The following is a 19,008-nucleotide window of genomic DNA, read 5'->3' on the forward strand; positions in this document are numbered from 1 at the left end:
CGGCAGTCGCGCGCAGGGTCACCACCCCTTGATGTGGAATCGCATCCGGCACACGATCGCCTCGGTGTGCCGGCGGATCGCCCGGTCCAGGACGGCGCCGCGCTGGTTGTGCAGCAGACGGTGCCAGGCCCGGCGCGGTTCCACCTCCGGGATCAGGACCATGATGCGCTCGAAGCCGCCGGGCGAGGCCGGGGCGGTGGCCGCGAGCCGGTTCAGGTAGTCGACCATCGGCCGCGTCAGCGAGCGCCGGTGGGTGGTGAGGACCTCCAGGGGGACGTCCGGCTGCCAGGCGCGCCAGGCGGCTTGCAGGCGCTCGCATTCGGCGGCGTCGTCCTCGTCGGAATAGCGCACGGTCACCGCGATCACGCCGTCGCCGAGGGACAGCGCCGCGGACATCGCCTCCTGGGTCAGCCGGGACACCGCGCCGACCGGGACGACCACCAACGCCTGCTGCTCCACCGCGGGCTCGGGCCTGAGGCCCAGGCCCAGCACGTCGCCGACGATCCGGTAGGCCCGGTGCACCCGCAGCATCCCGAAGACCAGCAGCGGCACGATCACCACGACCAGCCATCCGCCCTCGCCGAACTTGGAGATCAGCTCGATCACCAACGCCGCGAACGTCAGCACCGCGCCGGTGCCGTTGATCGCCACCCGGCGCCGCCAGCCCGGGCTCCGCTCCCGGCGCCAGTGCCGGACCATGCCGGCCTGGGAGATGGTGAAGCCGATGAACACCCCGATGGCGAACACCGGCACCAGGGTCTGGGTGTCGCCCTTGGCCCCGACGAGCAGGATCGCGGCCAGGCCGGCCAGGATCAGCACGCCCCAGCGGTAGACCTGGCGGTCGGCGCGCAGCGCGAACACGTGCGGCGCGTAGTTGTCCCGGGCCAGCAGGCTGGTGAGGACCGGCATCCCGCCGAAGGAGGTGTTGGCGGCCAGGGCCAGCAGGATCATGGTCACGAACTGGACCGCGAAGAAGGCCGCGTTGTGGCCGAGCGCGGCGTCGGTGAGCTGGGCCAGGACCGTCTTGGACGGGTCCGGGGCGACGTGGAACTTGCGGATCAGCAGCGCCAGGCCGATGAGCATGACGCCCAGCAGGGCGCCGAGCGCGGACTCGGTGCGCTGCGCGCGCTTGACCCGCGGCTTGCGGAACGTGGGCACGGCGTTGGCGATGGCCTCGACGCCGGTCAGCGCGCTGCATCCGGAGGCGAACGCCTTGAGCAGCAGCAGGACGCCGACGCTCTCGGCGTTGGCGGCGGCCACGACGTGCCCGGTGGGCGCGGTCGCGGGGTGCGAACGGACCAGACCGACCACGATCACCGCCATGATCGCGACGATGAACAGCACGGTCGGGACGATGAACGCCTTCGCCGACTCCGCGACGCCGCGCAGGTTGATGCCGGTGATGGCCAGCAGCACCGCCACGCACAGCCAGACCCGGTCGCCGTAGAGCGACGGGTAGGCGCTGGTCAGGGCGGCGACGCCGGCCGAGACCGACACCGCGACGTTCAGGACGTAGTCGATGATCAGGCTGGCCGCCGCGACCAGCGCCACGTTCTTGCCGAGGTACTTCCCGGCCACCGCGTACGCGCCGCCGCCTTCGGGGAACGCCGCGATCACCTGGCGGTAGGAGAAGGTGAGGAAGCCCAGCAGCCCGGCGATCGCGAGGGTGACCGGCAGGGTGAAGCCCAGGCCGTGCGCGCCGGCGACGGCCAGGACCACGACGATCGCCTCGGGGCCGTAGGCCACGGAGGCCAGGGCGTCCAGGGACAGCGCCGCCAGGCCCTGGGAGACGGTGAGGCGGTCGTGCTCCCGGTCGCCCTCCGGAACGGGAGTCGCCGGGTCGTCTGCCGCCAGTGCCTCGCGGCCGACCTGTCCTGCGGTCACGGGAACCCCTCGAAGCTTGTGACGTGGTTGAACGTCTCCAGATTGACATCCGGCGCGGGGACGAATCGGGCAGTCGCCGTTTGCATGGCGCTTGCGTTGCGCGACGGCAGGCGCCGTGCCGGACTACCGTGGATGCTGTGGTGGTCCTCGGCTTCGTGCTGCTGCTCGGCGGGCTGATCGCGCTGCTGGCCGGCGCGCTGGAGCTGCGCTGGCGCCGGCGCGTGCGGGCCGAGGGCGTGGCGGTCTTCGCCCGGATAGTCGATCGCCCGCTCGGCCCCGAGGACTCCCCGGACGGCTACCGCCCGATGCTGGCGTTCACCACCGAGGACGGCCGCGCCGTGGAGGTCTTCTCCCCGCGGCGGGTCACCGGCGAGGCGGTGCTGGTGCACTACGACCCCGCGGATCCGGCGCAGGTGGTGGTCTTCGGCTCGCGGGGACGGGTCGACGTGGCTTTCGTGGTCGCGGGGGTGCTGGCTTGTGTGGGGGCTGTGGTCGGGATTGTGCTGGCGCCGTAGGGTGCTGGCGCATGGGCAACACCTTCCCCGGCGGCGCGCACGAGATCTCCCTGTCGAACGGCAACACGTCAGTGTTCGTCGACGTGATGATGCTCGCCGCGTCGGCCACGGTCAGCACCGAGTGGGGTTACCGGTTCGCCGGCCGCATCGCGTTGTCGGACCAGAACGTCTTCGGGCTCGGTACGGCGGGGTTCGCTCTCGAGGACCTCGACTGGGGGCAGCCCGGCGAGAACGCGGCGGCCAACAAGCGCCTCGTGCTCGACACCCTCGCGCTGGCCGCGAGCCGGTACCGCTGGGACGAACTCGACTACTTTCCGCCGCTGATCGAGGATGTCCTGCGGCGGTTCCAGGCCATGGTCGGGGATTTCGACACCACCTCCGCCGCGCCGGACCTCGACGACTCTCTCTTCCCCGGCCCCGAAGAAGTGGTCGCCCGCTCCTGCCTGCGCCACCGGGTCCTCGCCCCGCTGGTCGCCATCCCCGATTGCGTGTTCTGCGACGGGCGTTAGAACCGCGAAGGGGCGGGACCAGTACGCCCCCGCGCGTACCGAATCCCGCCGCCTTGGCGCCGGCGCACCGCCGGTGTCCTGTCAGCTCTGAGCCGTGGTGACCGGGTGGGTCTTGTCCAGGGCCAGGTTCAGGGTCACGACGTTCACGTACTGCTCGCCGAGGAAGCCCAGGGAGCGGCCGGTGGTGTTGTCCTTAACCAGGTTGTCCACCGTGGCCACGTCCACGCCGCGGGCCTTGGCGACCGAGGCGGCCTGGTCGTCGGCGTTCTGCACCGAGATGCCGGGGTCCATGCCGGAGGCCGAGGCGGTGACCGCGTCCTCGGGCACCTTGGTCGGGTCGATGTCGTACGCCTTGGCGTAGGCGGCGATCCGGCCCTCGATGGTGTTCTTCAGCGTGGCACTGTCGGTGCCCAGGTTCGATCCGGCCGAGTAGGAGTAGTTGCATCCGGGGTCGCTGGAGTTGGCCGAGTTGGTGGCATCGGACGGCCGGGCCTGGAAGTACTGCGGCAGGGCGTTGCCGGACTTGTCGACGTACTGCTGGCACAGCAGCGACGAGGCGACCACCTGTCCCTGCGCGTTCTTGATGAGCGAGCCGTTGGCCTTGTCCTTGAAGGCCAGCTGCGCGATACCGGTGACCAGCAGCGGGTAGGCGATCCCGAGGATCACCGTGAACACCAGCATGGCCCGGATGGCGGCGGTGTGCCGCCGGATTGCTGCTCCGAGTTTCATGGTCGGCTCCTTCCTACTTCAGTCCGGGGATGTACATGACGACCAGGTCGATCAGTTTGATCCCGACGAACGGCAGCGCCAGGCCGCCGGCGCCGTAGATCCACAGGTTGCGGCGCAGCAGCGCGGCCGCCGAGGAGGGCTTGTAGCGCACGCCGCGCAGCGCCAGCGGGATCAGGCCGATGATGATCAGGGCGTTGAAGATGATGGCGCTGGTGATCGCCGACTTCGGCGAGTGCAGGCCCATGATGTTGAGCACGTGCAGGCCCGGGTAGATCACCGTGAACATGGCCGGGATGATCGCGAAGTACTTCGCGACGTCGTTGGCGATGGAGAAGGTGGTCAGGGCGCCGCGGGTGATCAGCAGCTGCTTGCCGATCTCGACGATCTCGATCAGCTTGGTCGGGTTGGAGTCCAGGTCCACCATGTTCCCGGCCTCCTTGGCGGCCGAGGTGCCGGTGTTCATGGCCACGCCCACGTCGGCCTGCGCCAGGGCCGGGGCGTCGTTGGTGCCGTCGCCGGTCATCGCGACCAGCTTGCCGCCCTCCTGCTCCTTCTTGATCAGCGCCATCTTGTCCTCGGGCGTGGCCTCGGCCAGGAAGTCGTCGACCCCGGCCTCCTCGGCGATGGCCTTGGCGGTCAGCGGGTTGTCACCCGTGATCATGACCGTCTTGATGCCCATCTGCCGCAGTTCGGCGAACCGCTCGCGGATGCCTTCCTTGACGACGTCCTTCAGGTGGATGACGCCCAGGGTGCGGGCCGGCTTGCCGGGCACGAACTCGGCCACCACCAGCGGGGTGCCGCCGGCGCCGGAGATGGCGTCGACCGCCTGGCCGACCTCGTCGGTGGGGTGTCCGCCGTTGTCGCGGACCCACTTCATCACCGCCGCTCCGGCGCCCTTGCGGACCTGGCGGCCGTCGGCGAGGTTGACCCCGGACATGCGGGTCTGTGCGGTGAAGGGCACGAACTCCGCGCCGGTCAGCTCACCCTGGTGGCGCTCGCGCAGCCCGTAAGCCGTCTTGGCCAGCACCACGATCGAGCGGCCCTCGGGTGTCTCGTCAGCCAGCGACGAGAGCTGCGCGGCGTCGGCCAGGGCGTCCTTGTCCACCCCGGCCACCGGCACGAACTCGCTGGCCTGGCGGTTCCCGAGGGTGATCGTCCCGGTCTTGTCCAGCAGCAGGGTGTTGATGTCGCCGGCGGCCTCGACCGCGCGGCCGGACATCGCCAGCACGTTGCGCTGGACGAGCCGGTCCATGCCGGCGATGCCGATCGCGGAGAGCAGCGCGCCGATCGTGGTCGGGATCAGCGCCACCAGCAGCGAGACCATGACCACCAGCGACTGCGCGGCACCGGCCCAGGTGGCCATCGGCTGCAGGGTCACCACGGCCAGCAGGAAGACGATGGTCAGCGAGGCCAGCAGCACGTTCAACGCCAGCTCGTTCGGCGTCTTCTGCCGGTTCGCGCCCTCGACCAGGCTGATCATCCGGTCGATGAAGGTCTCCCCCGGCTTGGAGGTGATCTTCACAACGATCCGGTCCGACAGCACCTTGGTCCCGCCGGTCACCGCCGACCGGTCACCGCCGGACTCCCGGATCACCGGGGCCGACTCGCCGGTGATCGCCGACTCGTCCACCGAGGCCACGCCCTCGACGACGTCACCGTCGCCGGGGATGACCTGCCCGGCCTCCACCACCACGAAGTCGCCGAGCCGCAACTCGGTACCAGGGACCTCGGTCTCGGTGCCGGACTGACCCGGGGACCAGGACGCCAGGCGCCGGGCCACGGTCGTGGTCTTGGCCTTGCGCAAGGTGGCGGCCTGCGCCTTGCCGCGGCCCTCGGCCACGGCCTCGGCCAGGTTGGCGAACACCACGGTCAGCCACAGCCACACCGTGATGACCCAGGCGAACACCGAGGGCTTGGTGACGGCCTCGTACGTGGTCAGCGCGGAGCCGACCTCGACGACGAACATCACCGGGTTCTTCATCATGACCCGGGGGTCGAGCTTCTTCAGGGCGTCCGGAAGCGACTTCCAGAGCATCTTCGGGTCCAGGAACCCGCCGCCGACGCGGCGCGGTTCACCGCCCGGGTTGTGCTGCGGGGCCCGCGGCGCGGGGGCAGCTTCCGTCAGGGTGTTGGCAGACATCAGTGCAGTCCTTCAGCGAGCGGCCCGAGCGACAGGGCCGGGAAGTAGGTGAGGCCGACGACCAGCAGCACGGTGCCCAGCAGCATCCCCGCGAACAGCGGCGAGGCGGTCTTGAGCGTGCCCTCGGTCTCCGGGACCGGCTTCTGCTTGGCCAGCGACCCGGCCAGCGCCAGCACCCAGATCATCGGCAGGAACCGGCCGAACATCATGGCCAGCGCGCCGGCGGTGTTCCACCAATGGGTGTTGCCGGACAGCCCCCCGAAGGCCGAGCCGTTGTTGTTGCCCATCGAGGTGAAGGCGTACAAGATCTCGGAGAAGCCGTGTGGCGACGGACTGCCGTCGGGCCCCAGGTTCCCGGAGCTGATCGAGGCGGTCTCGCCCTTCAGCGCCATCGCCAGACCGGTGAAGATGAGCACCACGGCGGGGGTGGTGAGGATGTACAGCGCCGCGTACTTCATCTCGGTCGGGCGGATCTTCTTGCCCAGGTACTCCGGCGTGCGGCCGACCATCAGACCGGCGATGAACACCGTGATGATCGCCAGGATCAGCATGCCGTACAGGCCCGAGCCGGTTCCGCCGGGCGCGATCTCACCCAGCATCATGTTGAACATGGCCGCACCGCCGCCGAACGGCGTGTACGAGTCGTGCCAGGAGTTGACCGCACCAGTGGACGTCAACGTCGTGGACGTCATGAACAAGGTCGAGGCCGGGATGCCGAACCTGGACTCCTTGCCCTCCAGCGCGGCGTGGCCGTCGGCCAGGTTGATGCCGTGGTGGTGCACCTCGAAGAACGTCGAGAACGCCAGCGACCCGATCCAGATGATCGCCATCACCGACAGGATCGTGTAGCCCTGCTTGTGCGAGCCGACCATCTTGCCGAAGGTGCGCGGCAGCGCGAAGCCGATCACCAGCAGCAGATAGATCTCGATCAGGTTCGTGAACGCCGTGGGGTTCTCGAACGGATGCGCGGAGTTGGCGTTGAAGATGCCGCCGCCGTTGGTACCGAGCTCCTTGATGACCTCCTGGGAGGCGGTCGCGCCGGTGTACAGGTTCTGGTTGCCGTTGAGCGTGTGCACCACGGTCATGTGGTCGCCCAGGGACTGCACCGAACCGCAGGCGACGAGGATCACCGCGAAGACGATCGAGAACGGCAGCATCAGCCGGATCAGGACCCGGGTCAGGTCCACCCAGAAGTTGCCCAGACGGTCGGTCCTGCTCCGCGTGAAGCCGCGGATCAGGGTCGCGACCACCGCGATGCCGACCGAGGCCGACACGAAGTTCTGCACCGCCAGGCCCGTCGCCTGCGCGACGTAGCCCAGCGTGTTCTCGCCGCCGTAGTTCTGCCAGTTGGTGTTGGTCACGAACGAGGCAGCCGTGTTGTACGCCAGGTCGGCCTGCATCTTCGGCATGCCCAGCGCCATCATCAGGTGGTCCTGCACCCGCAGCAGCAGGTACAGCAGCAGGATCCCGACCGCGGAGATGGCGAACACCGACCGCAGGTACGTGCCCCAGGTCTGGTCCGCCTCGGCGTCCACGCCCATCGTCTTGTACAGGACCTTCTCCGCCCGAAGGTGCTTCTTCGAGGTGAGAATGTGCGCCATGTAGTCGCCCAGCGGCCGGTAGGACACGGCCAGCAGGAGGACCAGCGCGGCGACTTGGAGCAAGCCGGCCCAGGTGTCCGACATCAGAACTTCTCCGGGAGGATCAGGGCCGCTATGAGATAGCCGACCAGCAGGACCGACACGATCAGGCCGATGATGTTCTCAGCGCTCAAGACGCTCGACCCCCTTGATGATCAACGCGAGAAGCGCGAAGAACGCGATCGTGATCCCGACGAAAATCACGTCGGCCATCAGGTGCTCCTTGGATTCGGGGACTTGGGTACTCCAGTCAGTGAACCCGCGGAGATTGCGCGCATTGGACCCGCAAGCGGTATGCAAACGCGCAGGCTGTGGATGCGCACACCCCCCAAACGTGCGGCGTGGTAATCGCGCGCTTACTATCCGTGAAGTGAGCGACATACCGGTGATCCGCCACGCCGACCTGATCCTGCGCGGCGGCCGCATCCACACCCTGGACGCCGCCGACACGGTGGTCTCCTCGCTGGCCGTGGCCGGCGACCGGGTCGCGGCGGCCGGGGACGACCGCGAGACCGCCGCGCTGCTGGGCCCGGGCACCGAGGTGATCGACCTGGCCGGCCGGGTCGTCGTCCCGGGCCTGCACGACTCCCACCTGCACCTGGCCGACGCCGGCAACTCCTGGAACCTGCAGGTCCGCTGGGACGGCGTGCCGTCCCTGGCCGACGCCCTGCGCCTGCTCGCGGTCCGCGCCGCCGAGGCCGCCCCGGGCCAGTGGGTCCAGGTGATCGGCGGCTGGTCGCAGGCCCAGTTCGCCGAGCACCGCCTGCCCACCCCGGCGGAGATCGAATCGGTGTCGCAGGACGTCCCGGTCCTGGTGGTCTTCCTGGACACCGGAGCTTTCCTGAATCAAGCGGCGCTGCGGGCCCTGGGCTACGACAAGACCACCCCGGACCCGCCGGGCGGCGAGATCCAGCGCGACCGGGACGGGAACCCCACCGGGCTGCTGATCGCCAAGCCCAGCCCGGCGGTGCTGGCGCTGGCCGTGCTCGGGGCGCCGCGGCTGGGGCCGGAGGAGCGGCTGAACTCCACGCACCGGTTCCTGCAGGAGCTGAGCCGGCGCGGGGTGACCGGCGCGATCGACGCCGGGGCGACCGGGTTCCCGGACTGCTACGGCGCGCTGCGGACGCTGCGTGACCAGAACCGGCTGCCGGTGCGGACGGCGCTGAACGTCTTCGCCACCGAGCCGGGTTCGGAGCGCGACGAGCTCGCCGCGCTGATGGACGGCCTGACCCTCGGCGGCGACGACCTGCTGTGGTTCAACGGCGTCGGCGAGGCGCTGACGCTGGAGGGCGTGGACTTCGCCAACTTCGCCCAACCCCGCCCCGAGCTGTCCGCGGCCCTGGGGCGGCACCTGGAGCCGGTGGTGCGGCTGCTGGTGGAGCGGCGGTGGCCGTTCAGCTTCCACGCCACCTACGACGAGACGATCCAGCGGTTCCTCGGAGTGCTGGAGACGGTGGACCACGACATCCCGTTCGACGGCCTGCGCTGGGCCGTGGAGCACGCCGAGACCATCGCGCCGGAGACGATCGACCGGGTGGCGGCGCTCGGCGGCGGCATCACGGTGCAGCACCGGATGGCCTACCGGGGCGAGCAGTTCTCGCAGCGCTACGGCCCCGAGGCGGCCCGCCGCGCGCAGCCGGTGATGGAGATGCTGACGCGCGGCGTGCCGGTCGGCGGCGGGACGGACGGCACGTGGATGGCCGACGCGAACCCGTGGAACGCGCTGCGGTGGTTCACGACGGGGACGACGCTCGGCGGGCTGGAGATGTGGCGGCCGGAGGACCGCCTGGACCGGACGCTGGCGCTGCGGCTGTTCACCGAGGGAAGCGCCTGGTTCACCGGCGAGCAGCGGCGGCGCGGGACGCTGGAGCCGGGGATGCTCGCCGACTTCGCGGTGCTGTCGGCGGACTACTTCAGCGTGCCCGAGGCGGAGATGGCCGACCTGGAGTCGGTGTTGACCGTGGTCGGCGGGAAGGTCGTGTACGAGGCGGAGCCGTTCGCGCCGCGCTGACGCGAGGGCGGCGCCGATGTCCTCGCACTCGCTCGCCCTCGCACTCGCCGGAAAGTCATCACAGACTCACATCGCGCGCCTGCAGATCCTCCAGCGTCTCGCGCCGTATCAGCACCCTGGCGACACCGTCGCGCACCGCGATCACCGGCGGCCGGCAGACCTGGTTGTACGTCGAGGCCATCGAGTGCTGGTACGCCCCGGTGCACGGCACCGCGAGCAGGTCGCCGGGCCGCAGATCGGACGGCAGCGGCAGGTCGCGCGCGATGACGTCGCCGGCCTCGCAGTGCCGGCCGACCACGGTCATCGGCTCCGATGCGGCGGTGGTGGCACGGCCGATGAGGCGCGCGGTGTAGGCCGAGCCGTAGAGCGCGGGGCGCGGGTTGTCGCTCATGCCGCCGTCGACCGCCACGAAGGTCCGGATGCCGGGGTTGCGCTTCATGGTCAGGACCCGGTAGAGCGTCACGCCGGCGCGGGCCACGATCGCGCGGCCGGGTTCGACGGTCAGCCTCGGCACCGGCAGCCGATGCTGGCGGCAGGCTTTGGCGATCACGGCGCGGACGGTGCGCGCGTACTGCTCCAGGTCGAAGTCCGGGTCGCCGTCGCAGTAACCGACCGCGTGGCCGCCGCCGAGGTCGAGTTCGGGCAGGACGACGCCGTACTCGTCGCGGATCCACGCCATCAGCGCGATCAGGCGCCGCGCGGCCTCGGCGAAGACGTCCACGGAGGTGATCTGGCTGCCGAGATGGCAGTGCAGACCGGCCAGTTCCAGCGCGGGGCGCTCGGTGAGCTGCCAGTGCAGGACTTGGCGGACCGCGTCGGCCGCCGCGCCGGCGGACAGCGAGAAGCCGAACTTCTGGTCCTCGATACCGGTGGCCACGGCCGCGTGGGTGTGCGCGTCCACGCCGGGTGTGACCCGGATCAGCACCTTCTGCGGACGCCCCGGATGCGCGGCGACCGCGAGCTGCGTGATCTCGTAGGTCGAGTCCACGACGACGCGCCCGACGCCGTAGGCCAGCGCGTCCTGCACATCGCGCGGCGTCTTGGCGTTGCCGTGCAACACGATCCGCTCGGCGGGGAACCCGACATGCCGGGCCAGCGCGAGCTCGCCGCCGGAGCAGACGTCCAGCGACAGGCCCTCGGCCTGGATCCACCCGATCATCGCGCGGCAGAGGAACGCCTTGCCGGCATAGGCGATCTCAGCTTCGGGCAGAGCGGCACGATAGGCGCGGGCCCTGGCCCGGACGTCGGCCTCGTCCAGGACGTAGGCCGGGGTCCCGTAGGTCGCCGCGATCTCCGCCAGGCGGACGCCGCCGACCGCCAGATCGCCCTCATCGGCGGCAGTGGCTGAAGAAGGGGTCATCGTCGTGGTCAGCGGCCACGGCGTCGTCGTGCTGGATACCCGCACCTGGTTCTTCATCGCAGTCGCAATCGTCGTCGGGGCAGCCGCAGTACCAGACGTGCGGCGCGGAATCGGTGGAGTGATGTTCACTGAGCATGGCGAGCCGCCAGACGGATGCGAGCGCCGGCACGGCGGCGCGCCGGGAGGATCGTCTGCAGCGCGACCAGCGGCTTGGGCGCGACGGCGACCGCGGTCGGAGCGAACGGCACCGCGTCGACCCGCATCTCGGCGGCACCGGCCTCGGCCAGCATCCGCCGCGCCATCGCCGGGTTCAGCGAGATCCAGGCCTGGTCGGCACCGAACACCGCGGCCAACGCCGCCGAGGTGCTGAACGCGAGTCCGACCCGCTGTCCATCGGGCAGACGCCCGGTCCGCACGGCGACCGACCCGCAGCGCCCGGCCCGGACGGGGACCAGCACCAGCCGGTTGTCGGCGGTGCGTTGGTCGGGCTCCAGAACGGTGGTGTCCATGGTGTGCTCCTTCTTTCCGCTCTTCCCTTCCGAAAGTAGGAGCCTGAATCCGCCCCGGGCAGAGGCGCCAACACCACCCAAGCGGAGCCGGCCCGAACGCCCACGGCCCGCAAGCGGACCTTGTGAAACCGGTCACGATGCTGGTCCGGCGGCCAATCGCAAACGAGATGCAAACGCCGGCGGTTATCCAGTCATTCGCGCACGTGGGACGATCAGTGCGTGGCTGTGGAGACAGGAATGGCGGCGCGATGAGCGCTCGCGGCAAGCTGCGCGTCTACCTTGGCGCCGCCCCCGGCGTGGGCAAGACGTACCACATGCTCGACGAGGCCCAGCGGCGCGCCGAGCGGGGCGGCGACGTCGTCGTGGGCTTCGTGGAGACCCATGACCGGCCGCACACCCAGGCCATGCTGGACGGGCTGGAGATCGTGCCGCGCCGCCGAATGGAGTACCGGGGCTCGGAGTTCGAGGAGATGGACATCGACGCCGTCCTGGAGCGGCGGCCGTCGGTGGTGCTGATCGACGAGCTCGCGCACACCAACATCCCCGGGTCGCGCAACCCCAAGCGCTGGCAGGACGTCGAGGACCTGCTGGCCGCCGGGATCGACGTCATAGCCTCGGTCAACGTCCAGCACCTGGAGTCGCTGAACGACGTCGTCCAGAAGATCACCGGGGTCCCGCAGCGCGAGACGGTGCCGGACGAGGTGGTGCGCTCGGCGGACCAGATCGAGCTGATCGACATGGCGCCGGAGGCCCTGCGCCGCCGGATGGCGCACGGCAACATCTACAAGCCGGAGAAGATCGACGCCGCGCTGTCCAACTACTTCCGCCCCGGCAACCTCGGCGCGCTGCGCGAGCTCGCCCTGCTGTGGGTGGCCGGCCGGGTCGACGAGGCGCTGCAGCACTACCGCGACCAGCACGGCATCGACAAGGTCTGGGAGACCCGGGAGCGGGTCGTGGTCGCGCTGACCGGCGGCCCGGAGGGCTCCACGCTCATCCGGCGCGGCGCGCGCATCGCGCAGCGGCTCGGCGCCAAGGGCTCGGACCTGCTGGCCGTGCACGTGGCCCGCTCCGACGGCCTGACCGGCGCCTCGCCGGCGCTGCTGGCCGAGCAGCGGGAGCTGGTGGAGTCCCTGGGCGGCACGTTCCACTCGGTGGTCGGCGACGACATCCCCAACGCGCTGCTGCAGTTCGCGCGCGCCGAGAACGCCACGCAGCTGGTGGTCGGGGTGTCGCGGCGGGGCCGGCTGGAGCGGTTCCTGGGCGGCTACGGCATCGGCGAGACCGTGGTGCAGCAGTCCGGCGACATCGACGTGCACATGGTCACCCACGAGCGTTCGGCGGCCGAGCAGAGCCGGCTGGCCTGGATCAAGCGGGTGGCACGGCAGCCGGAGACCGGGCCGCGCTGGTGGGGGCCGGTGGCCGGGCTGGTCGTGCCGATCGTGCTGACCATGATCCTGGCGAGTCTGCGCTCGGAGCTGAACCTGACCAACCAGGTGCTGATCTTCCTGGCCGGGGTGGTCGCGGTGGCGCGGCTGGGCGGTCTGCTCTCGGCGTTCTTCGCCTCGCTGACGGCCTCGCTGCTGCTGAACTACTACTTCATCCGGCCGCTGTACCGGCTGACCATCAACGACCCGCAGAACATCGTCGCGCTGGTGGTGTTCGCGCTGGTGGCGCTGATCGTGGCCTCGGTGGTGGACTTCGCCTCGCGGCAGGAGCGGCGGGCCGGGAAGGCCTCGGCGGAGGCCGAGACGCTCTCGGAGCTGGCGCGCTCGGTGCTGCGGGGCGACGAGGCCATCGGGGCGCTGCTCGGCCGGTTCCGGGAGACGTTCGGCATGGAGTCGGTGGCGCTGCTGGAGCGGGTCGACCCCAGCATCCCGGTGCTGCCGGACGAGGCCGACGACCCGGAGGCGTGGCGGATCGTCGCGGCGACCTCCGGCAGCGGCACGATGCCGTGCCGGGCGCCCGGCGAGGGCGACGTGGTGGTGCAGGCCGGCCCGGACGCGATGCTGGTGCTGCGCGGGCGCGCGCTGCCGGCCGCCGACCAGCACGTGCTGACCGCGTTCGCGGCGCAGGCGGCGGTGGCCCTGGAGCGCTCGCGGCTGGCCCGGCAGGCGGCCGAGGCGGTGCCGCTGGCGGCCGCGGACAAGATGCGCACGGCGCTGCTGGCCGCGGTCTCGCACGACCTGCGCACGCCGCTGGCCGCGGCCAAGCTGTCGGTGGCCTCGCTGCGCGACACCACGGTGGAGTGGTCCGAGCAGGACCGGGCCGAGCTGCTGGCCGGCGCCGAGGAGTCGCTGGACCGGCTCTCACGCCTGGTGGAGAACCTGCTGGACATGAGCCGGCTGCAGGCCGGGGCGCTGAACCTGCGGCTGGAGGACGTGGCCGTGGAGGACGTCGCGGTGATGGCGCTGGACAGCCTGGGCATCGAGGACCGGTCGAAGGTGCACTTCGGGCCGCTGTCCGCGGTGCCGGACGTGCTGGCGGACCCGGTGCTGCTGGAGCGGGCCGTGGCGAACCTGATCGGCAACGCCCTCAAGCACGGCTCGGCGGTCAAGCCGGTGCTGCTCACCGCCTCGGAGCTGGCGGGGCGGGTGGAGCTGCGGGTGACCGACCGCGGGCCGGGGATCCGGCCGGAGGACTGGGAGCGGATCTTCACGCCGTTCCAGCGTCTCGGGGACCGGGACAACACCACCGGCGTGGGCCTGGGATTGGCATTGTCGCGAGGGCTGGTGGAGGCCATGGGCGGCACGCTGACGCCCGAGGAGACGCCCGGCGGGGGGATGACGATGGTGGTTTCGCTGCCGGCCGCGGGTATGGCCGGGGACGAGGATGACTCCGGCGGCGTCACGGGCACTGCCGTGGACACCGCCGTGGACACCGCCACGGACACCGCCACGGACGTTGACACCGCCGCCGGCATCGCTGCTGAGGAGCCCGCCCGATGATGATCAAGGTCCTGGTGGTCGACGACGAACCGCAGCTGCTGCGCGCGCTGCGGATCAACCTGACCGCCCGCAAGTACGAGGTGGTCACCGCCGTCGACGGCACCTCGGCGCTGGCCATCGCCGCGCGCACGCTGCCCGACCTGGTGGTGCTGGACCTGGGTCTGCCGGACCTGGACGGCGCCGAGGTGATCAAGGGGCTGCGGGGCTGGACGGAGGTGCCGATCGTGGTGCTCTCCGGCCGCGCCGACGCCTCGGACAAGGTCGAGGCCCTGGACGCCGGCGCCGACGACTACCTGACCAAGCCGTTCTCGATGGAGGAGCTGCTGGCCCGGCTGCGGGTGGCGCGCCGGCACGCCGACCGCAACGCGCCCAAGACCGCGGTGCAGCGGGTCGGGGACTTCGACGTGGACGTGGCCTCGCACACCATCACCCGGGTGCCGGAGGCGCCGGAGACGGTGCCGCCGACGGTGCACCTGACGCCCACCGAGTGGGGCATCGTCGAGGTGCTGCTGAAGAACGCCGGACGCCTGGTCTCGGCCCGGCAGCTGCTCACCGAGGTGTGGGGCCACGGCTACGAGAACGACACGCCGCTGCTGCGGTTCCACTTCACGAAGCTGCGCCGCAAGCTCGAGCGCGAGCCGTCGCGGCCGGCGCACCTGCTGACGGAGCCGGGGATGGGCTACCGCTTCCAGCCCTGAGGACCATCGGATCAGTGGACGCCCGGTCGAAGAGTGGTCCATCGGTGGGAACTGACGGCGCGCCGGACATAACGCAGAGCCATGCTTCCCATATCTGGAAGCATGCGCACTTTGCGATTACTGCTGGCGGTCGGTCTCAGCCTGGCCCCGACGCTCGCCGCCACCACCCCGGCGTCCGCCGGCGGCGGCGCGGGCATGACCCTGACCGCCACGATGGACGGCCAGGACCAGCGCCTCCTGGTCGGCACCAAGCACACGGTGCACATCGCCCTGGCCGACACCCCCGGTGAGGCCGACCTGCGCGATATCACCATCAGCCTCAAGGACCTGGACCCGCGGCCCCTACCGGTGACCTGCCGGGCCGGCCAGAACGGGCACCTGTCCCTGGAACCGGACGAGTCTGTGCAGTGCACGGCGGTGGTCACCGCGGCGGTCGGCTTCCGCACCCTGATCGTCCGCACGACGGCGACCGTCCCCAGCGAAGGCACTCTGCTGCGCACGGTCCCCCTGCACTACGACGGCTTCATGCCCCCTCCCCCGCCCCCGCCGCGCCTCCCGGTCTTCCATGCGCCGCTGGCGCCGAAGCCGGCTTCCGGACGGCCGCCGCACCCGCCGACGTTCGTCCCGCCGCCGCCCCTGCACCCGGCCGACCCCGTGGACCCGCCGGACCCGGCGTCCGGGGACCCGGGGAAGGCCCCGATCGCGCACGGTTGTCTGGGCGACCCCGGGTCGGAAGGGAACTGCTGCGGAGCTGGCAAGGGCGGCCGCGATTGCTGCCCGGGCAAGGCGGGCTCGGCGAGTGACTGCTGCGGACCGCATGCGCCAGGGTGTTGCTCGGCCGGGGCAGGCTCGGCGAGTGACTGCTGCGGACCGCATGCGCCAGGGTGCTGCTCGGCCGGGGCAGGCTCGGCGAATGGCTGCTGCGGACCGCATGCGCCAGGGTGCTGCCCGGCCGGGGCAGGCTCGGCGAGTGACTGCTGCGGACCGCATGCGCCAGGGTGCTGCCCGGCCGGGGCAGGCTCGGCGAATGGCTGCTGCGGACCGCATGCGCCCGAGTGTTGCTCGGCCGGGGCAGGCTCGGCGAATGGCTGCTGCGGACCGCATGCGCCCGAGTGTTGCTCGGCCGGGGCAGGCTCGGCGAGTGACTGCTGCGGACCGCATGCGCCAGGGTGCTGCTCGGGTAGCGGCGCCGGATCGACCGCATGCTGCGGACCGCACTCGGCGGGATGCTGCTCGGGCCACTCGGCGACGGGCAACAGCCACTGCTGCGGCTCAACCGGCAAGTCAGGCGACTGCGTCAAGCACGGCGGCCTGGCCTTCACCGGCATGTCGACACCGCTGCTGGCCGGCGCCGCCTCGGGCGGGCTGGTGCTGGTGGCCGGCGGGCTGGTGCTGGTCAGGCGATTCGCTCGGCGGTGATATCGGCTGACACAGCGACACAGTTGACACCGAAGACACAGAGCCCGGCGTGCTAAGCGCCGGGCTCTTGCCTTGCCCGCCATCACCGCGCTCCGGTCCGGCCCCTGCCTCAGCCTTCCAGCGCGGCCGTCAGATCCACCTCCACCAGCTGCCCGCCATACCCGAGCGCGGCGACCCCGAGAAGCGTGCCCGCCGTCCGGAACGCGGGCCCGAGCGCCGACGCGGTGAGGCGCTCCCAGGCGGCTGCCAGCACCCCGCTCTGGTCGCTGACCACGTAGACCACCGAGCGCACCACGTCCTCCGGCCGTGCGCCGGCGGCCGCCAGCACCGCCAGGCCGTTCGCGACCACCTGGTCGATCTGCGCGTCCAGGCCGGGGCCGACCACGTGCTCGTCGGCGTCCAGGGGGCACAAGCCGGCCAGGTGGGCGGTGCGGCCCGCGGGGGCGATGGTGACGTGGGCGTAGCCGGAGGTGGGGTGCAGTCCCGGCGGGTTGAGGAGAGTGAGCTTGTCGCCGTGCGTGTCGTGCGTCATGGAACGCATTGTGGCGGGCGGGGGCATGTGCGGCAGTTGATTATGTGACGCCGACCGCCCTGTCCCCCGTTCCGGCTCCCGCCCATTTGCCCTGACGCCACCTCCCTATAACCTCGGCCTTATGCCCCGCATCGCGCTCGTCACCGACTCCACGGCCTGCCTGTCCGCGGAGGTGGCGGCGGCGCAGGGGATCACGGCGGTCCCGCTGGAGGTGATCGTGCGCGGCGCCCCGCACAGCGAGGCCGATCCCGCGACCGGCGAGCTGCTGGTGGCGGCCCTGCGGGCGCACGAGACGGCCACCACGTCGCGACCGTCGCCGGAGGACTTCGCCGCCGCCTACCGGGCCGCCGCCGAGGCCGGGGCCGAGGGCGTGGTGTCGCTGCACATCTCCGCCGAGCTGTCGGCGACGCTGGAGTCGGCGGAGCTGGCCGCGAAGGACGCGCCGATCCCGGTCCGGGTCCTGGACAGCCGCACCATCGGGATGGCCCTGGGCTTCGCCGTGCTGGCGGCGGCCGAGGCCGGCCGGGACGGCGGGCACGACCTGGACGCGGTGGCCGACATCGCCGCCAAGCGCTCGGCGACGGCCTCCGCGTTCTTCTACGTCCACACCCTGGAGTACCTGCGGCGCGGGGGACGCATCGGCTCGGCCCGGGCCCTGCTCGGCTCGGCCCTGGCGATGAAGCCGCTGCTGCACATGGCCGACGGCCGCGTGGAGCCGCTGGAGAAGGTGCGCACCTCCGCCAAGGCCATCGCGCGCCTGGAGGAGATCGCGGTCGAGCGGGCCGGCGGCGACGGCGGCTCGGTCGAGATCGCCGTCCAGCACCTCGACGCCGCCGAGCGGGCCGAGGCCCTGGCCGCCCGCCTGCGCGACCGGCTGCCGGGCCTGACCGGCGTGACCGTGTGCGAGGTCGGCGCGGTCATCGGCGCGCATGTCGGGCCCGGCGTGCTCGGGGTGGTCGTCGCACCGCGCTGAGGCGTGGCGTTCGGGCAGTCGGGCCTTCGGGCAGTCAGGCGTTCGAGCAGTCGGGCCTTCGGGCAGTCAGGCGTTCGAGCGGTCGGCCGCGCTCAGGCTCCTGCCGGCGTCCACGACCCGGCAGCCCCCGCCGGCTCCCCCGTGGCCGCGATGTGCTTGCGCAGCATCGCCAAGGCCGGATGGGCGTTCTCGGTCCGCCAAACGAGTGAGTGCGGATACACCAGCGTCGGGCCGACCACCGGGATGCGGCGCAGGTCATGGCCGTCGGACCAGGCCAGGCGCGGCTTCTCGCCGACCAGCGAGGCGACGTCGGAGGACTCTGCGACGACGTCCATGAGGTGGTCGCTGCCGAAGTGCGGCCCTATGCCGTCGATGGACAGTCCGAACTCGGCCACCAGCTCGTCGTAGTACAGGGCCCACTCGACGCCGGGAACCAGCCCGGGAATCCAGATGCGGTGCCCGACCAGCTGCGCGAGGGTCACGGTCCGGGCTCCAGCCAGCGGATGCCGCGGGCCGACCAGCAGGTCCAGCCGCTCGTCGAGGACCCGGGCGGCCTCGACGCCGGGCGGCAGGCGGCGCGTCGGCGCGACGTACCGGAACGTGGCGTCGATGGTCCCGGCCTGCACGGCCGCCAGCGCCGCGTCGGCGTCGAACAGGGTGACCACGTCCAGTTCCACCTCCGGGCGCGCCTCGTGGAACCCGCGCAGCAGTGCCGACATCGCGCTGCGCATGGTGATGACGTCGACCCTCAGCGCGCGCCGCCCGGGACGCACCGAGGCGATCGCCCGCTCCTCGGCCTGCATCAGGGCCCTGGCGTGCGGCAGGAACGCCTGGCCGTCGATGGTGAGCTGGGCGCCGCGCGCCGTACGGGTGAACAGGCGCACCGCGAGTTCCTTCTCCAGGCCGGCGATGCGCTTGGACACCGCCTGCTGGGTGACCGCGAGGTCGTTCGCGGCGTCCTGAAACCGTCCGGTGTCCGCGGCGGCGACGAAGGTGCGCACTGCTTCGAGGTCCATGGTCGCTCAGCCTAGCGACACAACGCACCGTTGTGGCCGATGGCCCTTTTGGTTGTTTGACCAGGGATTCTGCTCCCCGATTGGATGCCTGGGTCAGCCGATGGTTGTGGAGTGGCGGAAGGGGCGCG

General features: G+C 71.4%; 15 protein-coding genes. 6 read left to right on the forward strand and 9 right to left on the reverse strand.

The window, feature by feature from the left end:
* Window positions 1–18 precede the first annotated feature (18 nt).
* A complete protein-coding gene (locus ABH926_RS37420) occupies window positions 19–1,884 on the reverse strand; it encodes an APC family permease (protein WP_370370699.1) in 1,866 nt (621 codons plus the stop codon).
* Window positions 1,885–2,021: 137 nt separating this feature from the next.
* On the opposite strand from ABH926_RS37420, the gene ABH926_RS37425 reads away from it, so the two are divergent.
* Both ABH926_RS37425 and ABH926_RS37430 read left to right on the forward strand, forming a co-directional pair.
* Entirely contained in the window at window positions 2,022–2,399 is a 378-nt protein-coding gene (locus ABH926_RS37425) for a DUF3592 domain-containing protein (RefSeq protein ID WP_370370700.1), read from the forward strand.
* Between the two features lie 11 nt (window positions 2,400–2,410).
* Window positions 2,411–2,908 (forward strand): hypothetical protein, encoded by a 498-nt coding sequence (locus ABH926_RS37430; protein ID WP_370370701.1) that lies wholly within the window; start codon window positions 2,411–2,413, stop codon window positions 2,906–2,908.
* A gap of 81 nt (window positions 2,909–2,989) precedes the next feature.
* On the opposite strand, the gene kdpC is transcribed toward ABH926_RS37430, so the two are convergent.
* The 4 genes from kdpC to kdpF are packed head-to-tail and all read right to left on the reverse strand — an operon-like array spanning window position 2,990 to window position 7,551.
* Window positions 2,990–3,637 (reverse strand): K(+)-transporting ATPase subunit C, encoded by a 648-nt coding sequence (gene kdpC / locus ABH926_RS37435; protein ID WP_370370702.1) that lies wholly within the window; start codon window positions 3,635–3,637, stop codon window positions 2,990–2,992.
* 13 nt (window positions 3,638–3,650) lie between these two features.
* Window positions 3,651–5,777, reverse strand: coding sequence for a potassium-transporting ATPase subunit KdpB (gene kdpB, locus ABH926_RS37440; protein WP_370370703.1), 2,127 nt, complete (start codon window positions 5,775–5,777; stop codon window positions 3,651–3,653).
* Window positions 5,777–7,462: a potassium-transporting ATPase subunit KdpA gene (gene kdpA / locus ABH926_RS37445; RefSeq protein WP_370370704.1), complete on the reverse strand. Its 1,686-nt coding sequence runs from the start codon at window positions 7,460–7,462 to the stop codon at window positions 5,777–5,779. Before kdpA ends, kdpB begins: the two co-directional genes overlap by 1 nt.
* Window positions 7,462–7,551, reverse strand: a complete 90-nt coding sequence (kdpF, locus tag ABH926_RS37450) for a K(+)-transporting ATPase subunit F (RefSeq protein ID WP_194899130.1) — start codon at window positions 7,549–7,551, stop codon at window positions 7,462–7,464. Before kdpF ends, kdpA begins: the two co-directional genes overlap by 1 nt.
* Window positions 7,552–7,787: 236 nt before the next feature.
* On the opposite strand from kdpF, the gene ABH926_RS37455 reads away from it, so the two are divergent.
* Window positions 7,788–9,428 (forward strand): amidohydrolase, encoded by a 1,641-nt coding sequence (locus tag ABH926_RS37455; protein ID WP_370370705.1) that lies wholly within the window; start codon window positions 7,788–7,790, stop codon window positions 9,426–9,428.
* 58 nt (window positions 9,429–9,486) lie between these two features.
* Here ABH926_RS37455 and lysA read toward each other — a convergent pair whose 3' ends face one another.
* Window positions 9,487–10,845, reverse strand: a complete 1,359-nt coding sequence (lysA, locus tag ABH926_RS37460; RefSeq protein ID WP_370370706.1) for a diaminopimelate decarboxylase — start codon at window positions 10,843–10,845, stop codon at window positions 9,487–9,489.
* 68 nt (window positions 10,846–10,913) lie between these two features.
* A complete protein-coding gene (locus ABH926_RS37465) occupies window positions 10,914–11,297 on the reverse strand; it encodes an SAV_915 family protein (protein ID WP_370370707.1) in 384 nt (127 codons plus the stop codon).
* 248 nt (window positions 11,298–11,545) lie between these two features.
* Here ABH926_RS37465 and ABH926_RS37470 point away from each other — a divergent pair, with 248 nt between their 5' ends.
* Window positions 11,546–14,242, forward strand: coding sequence for an ATP-binding protein (locus ABH926_RS37470; RefSeq protein WP_370370708.1), 2,697 nt, complete (start codon window positions 11,546–11,548; stop codon window positions 14,240–14,242).
* Window positions 14,242–14,940 (forward strand): response regulator, encoded by a 699-nt coding sequence (locus ABH926_RS37475; protein ID WP_370370754.1) that lies wholly within the window; start codon window positions 14,242–14,244, stop codon window positions 14,938–14,940. The genes ABH926_RS37470 and ABH926_RS37475 overlap by 1 nt, the downstream gene beginning before the upstream one ends.
* A gap of 1,528 nt (window positions 14,941–16,468) precedes the next feature.
* On the opposite strand, the gene ABH926_RS37480 is transcribed toward ABH926_RS37475, so the two are convergent.
* On the reverse strand, window positions 16,469–16,891 hold the full coding sequence (locus tag ABH926_RS37480) for a Rid family hydrolase (RefSeq protein ID WP_370370709.1): 423 nt from the start codon (window positions 16,889–16,891) through the stop codon (window positions 16,469–16,471).
* Between the two features lie 121 nt (window positions 16,892–17,012).
* Between ABH926_RS37480 and ABH926_RS37485 the strand changes: the two genes are divergently transcribed.
* Window positions 17,013–17,864 (forward strand): DegV family protein, encoded by an 852-nt coding sequence (locus tag ABH926_RS37485; protein WP_370370710.1) that lies wholly within the window; start codon window positions 17,013–17,015, stop codon window positions 17,862–17,864.
* A 92-nt stretch (window positions 17,865–17,956) separates the two neighbouring features.
* On the opposite strand, the gene ABH926_RS37490 is transcribed toward ABH926_RS37485, so the two are convergent.
* Window positions 17,957–18,880 (reverse strand): LysR family transcriptional regulator, encoded by a 924-nt coding sequence (locus ABH926_RS37490; protein WP_370370711.1) that lies wholly within the window; start codon window positions 18,878–18,880, stop codon window positions 17,957–17,959.
* Window positions 18,881–19,008: the final 128 nt, after the last annotated feature.

Origin of the sequence: Catenulispora sp. GP43 (genome assembly GCF_041260665.1) — a bacterium.
Lineage (GTDB): Bacteria > Actinomycetota > Actinomycetes > Streptomycetales > Catenulisporaceae > Catenulispora.

Excerpts from the sequence above, each read along its gene's own strand:
- ABH926_RS37480 (WP_370370709.1), bottom strand. The coding sequence starts at position 16,891 with ATGACGCACGACACGCACGGCGACAAGCTCACTCTCCTCAACCCGCCG.
- ABH926_RS37485 (WP_370370710.1), top strand. The coding sequence starts at position 17,013 with ATGCCCCGCATCGCGCTCGTCACCGACTCCACGGCCTGCCTGTCCGCG.
- ABH926_RS37475 (WP_370370754.1), top strand. The coding sequence starts at position 14,242 with ATGATCAAGGTCCTGGTGGTCGACGACGAACCGCAGCTGCTGCGCGCG.
- ABH926_RS37470 (WP_370370708.1), top strand. The coding sequence starts at position 11,546 with ATGAGCGCTCGCGGCAAGCTGCGCGTCTACCTTGGCGCCGCCCCCGGC.
- ABH926_RS37490 (WP_370370711.1), bottom strand. The coding sequence starts at position 18,880 with ATGGACCTCGAAGCAGTGCGCACCTTCGTCGCCGCCGCGGACACCGGA.
- ABH926_RS37430 (WP_370370701.1), top strand. The coding sequence starts at position 2,411 with ATGGGCAACACCTTCCCCGGCGGCGCGCACGAGATCTCCCTGTCGAAC.
- kdpC (WP_370370702.1), bottom strand. The coding sequence starts at position 3,637 with ATGAAACTCGGAGCAGCAATCCGGCGGCACACCGCCGCCATCCGGGCC.
- kdpA (WP_370370704.1), bottom strand. The coding sequence starts at position 7,462 with ATGTCGGACACCTGGGCCGGCTTGCTCCAAGTCGCCGCGCTGGTCCTC.
- kdpB (WP_370370703.1), bottom strand. The coding sequence starts at position 5,777 with ATGTCTGCCAACACCCTGACGGAAGCTGCCCCCGCGCCGCGGGCCCCG.
- lysA (WP_370370706.1), bottom strand. The coding sequence starts at position 10,845 with ATGAAGAACCAGGTGCGGGTATCCAGCACGACGACGCCGTGGCCGCTG.
- ABH926_RS37465 (WP_370370707.1), bottom strand. The coding sequence starts at position 11,297 with ATGGACACCACCGTTCTGGAGCCCGACCAACGCACCGCCGACAACCGG.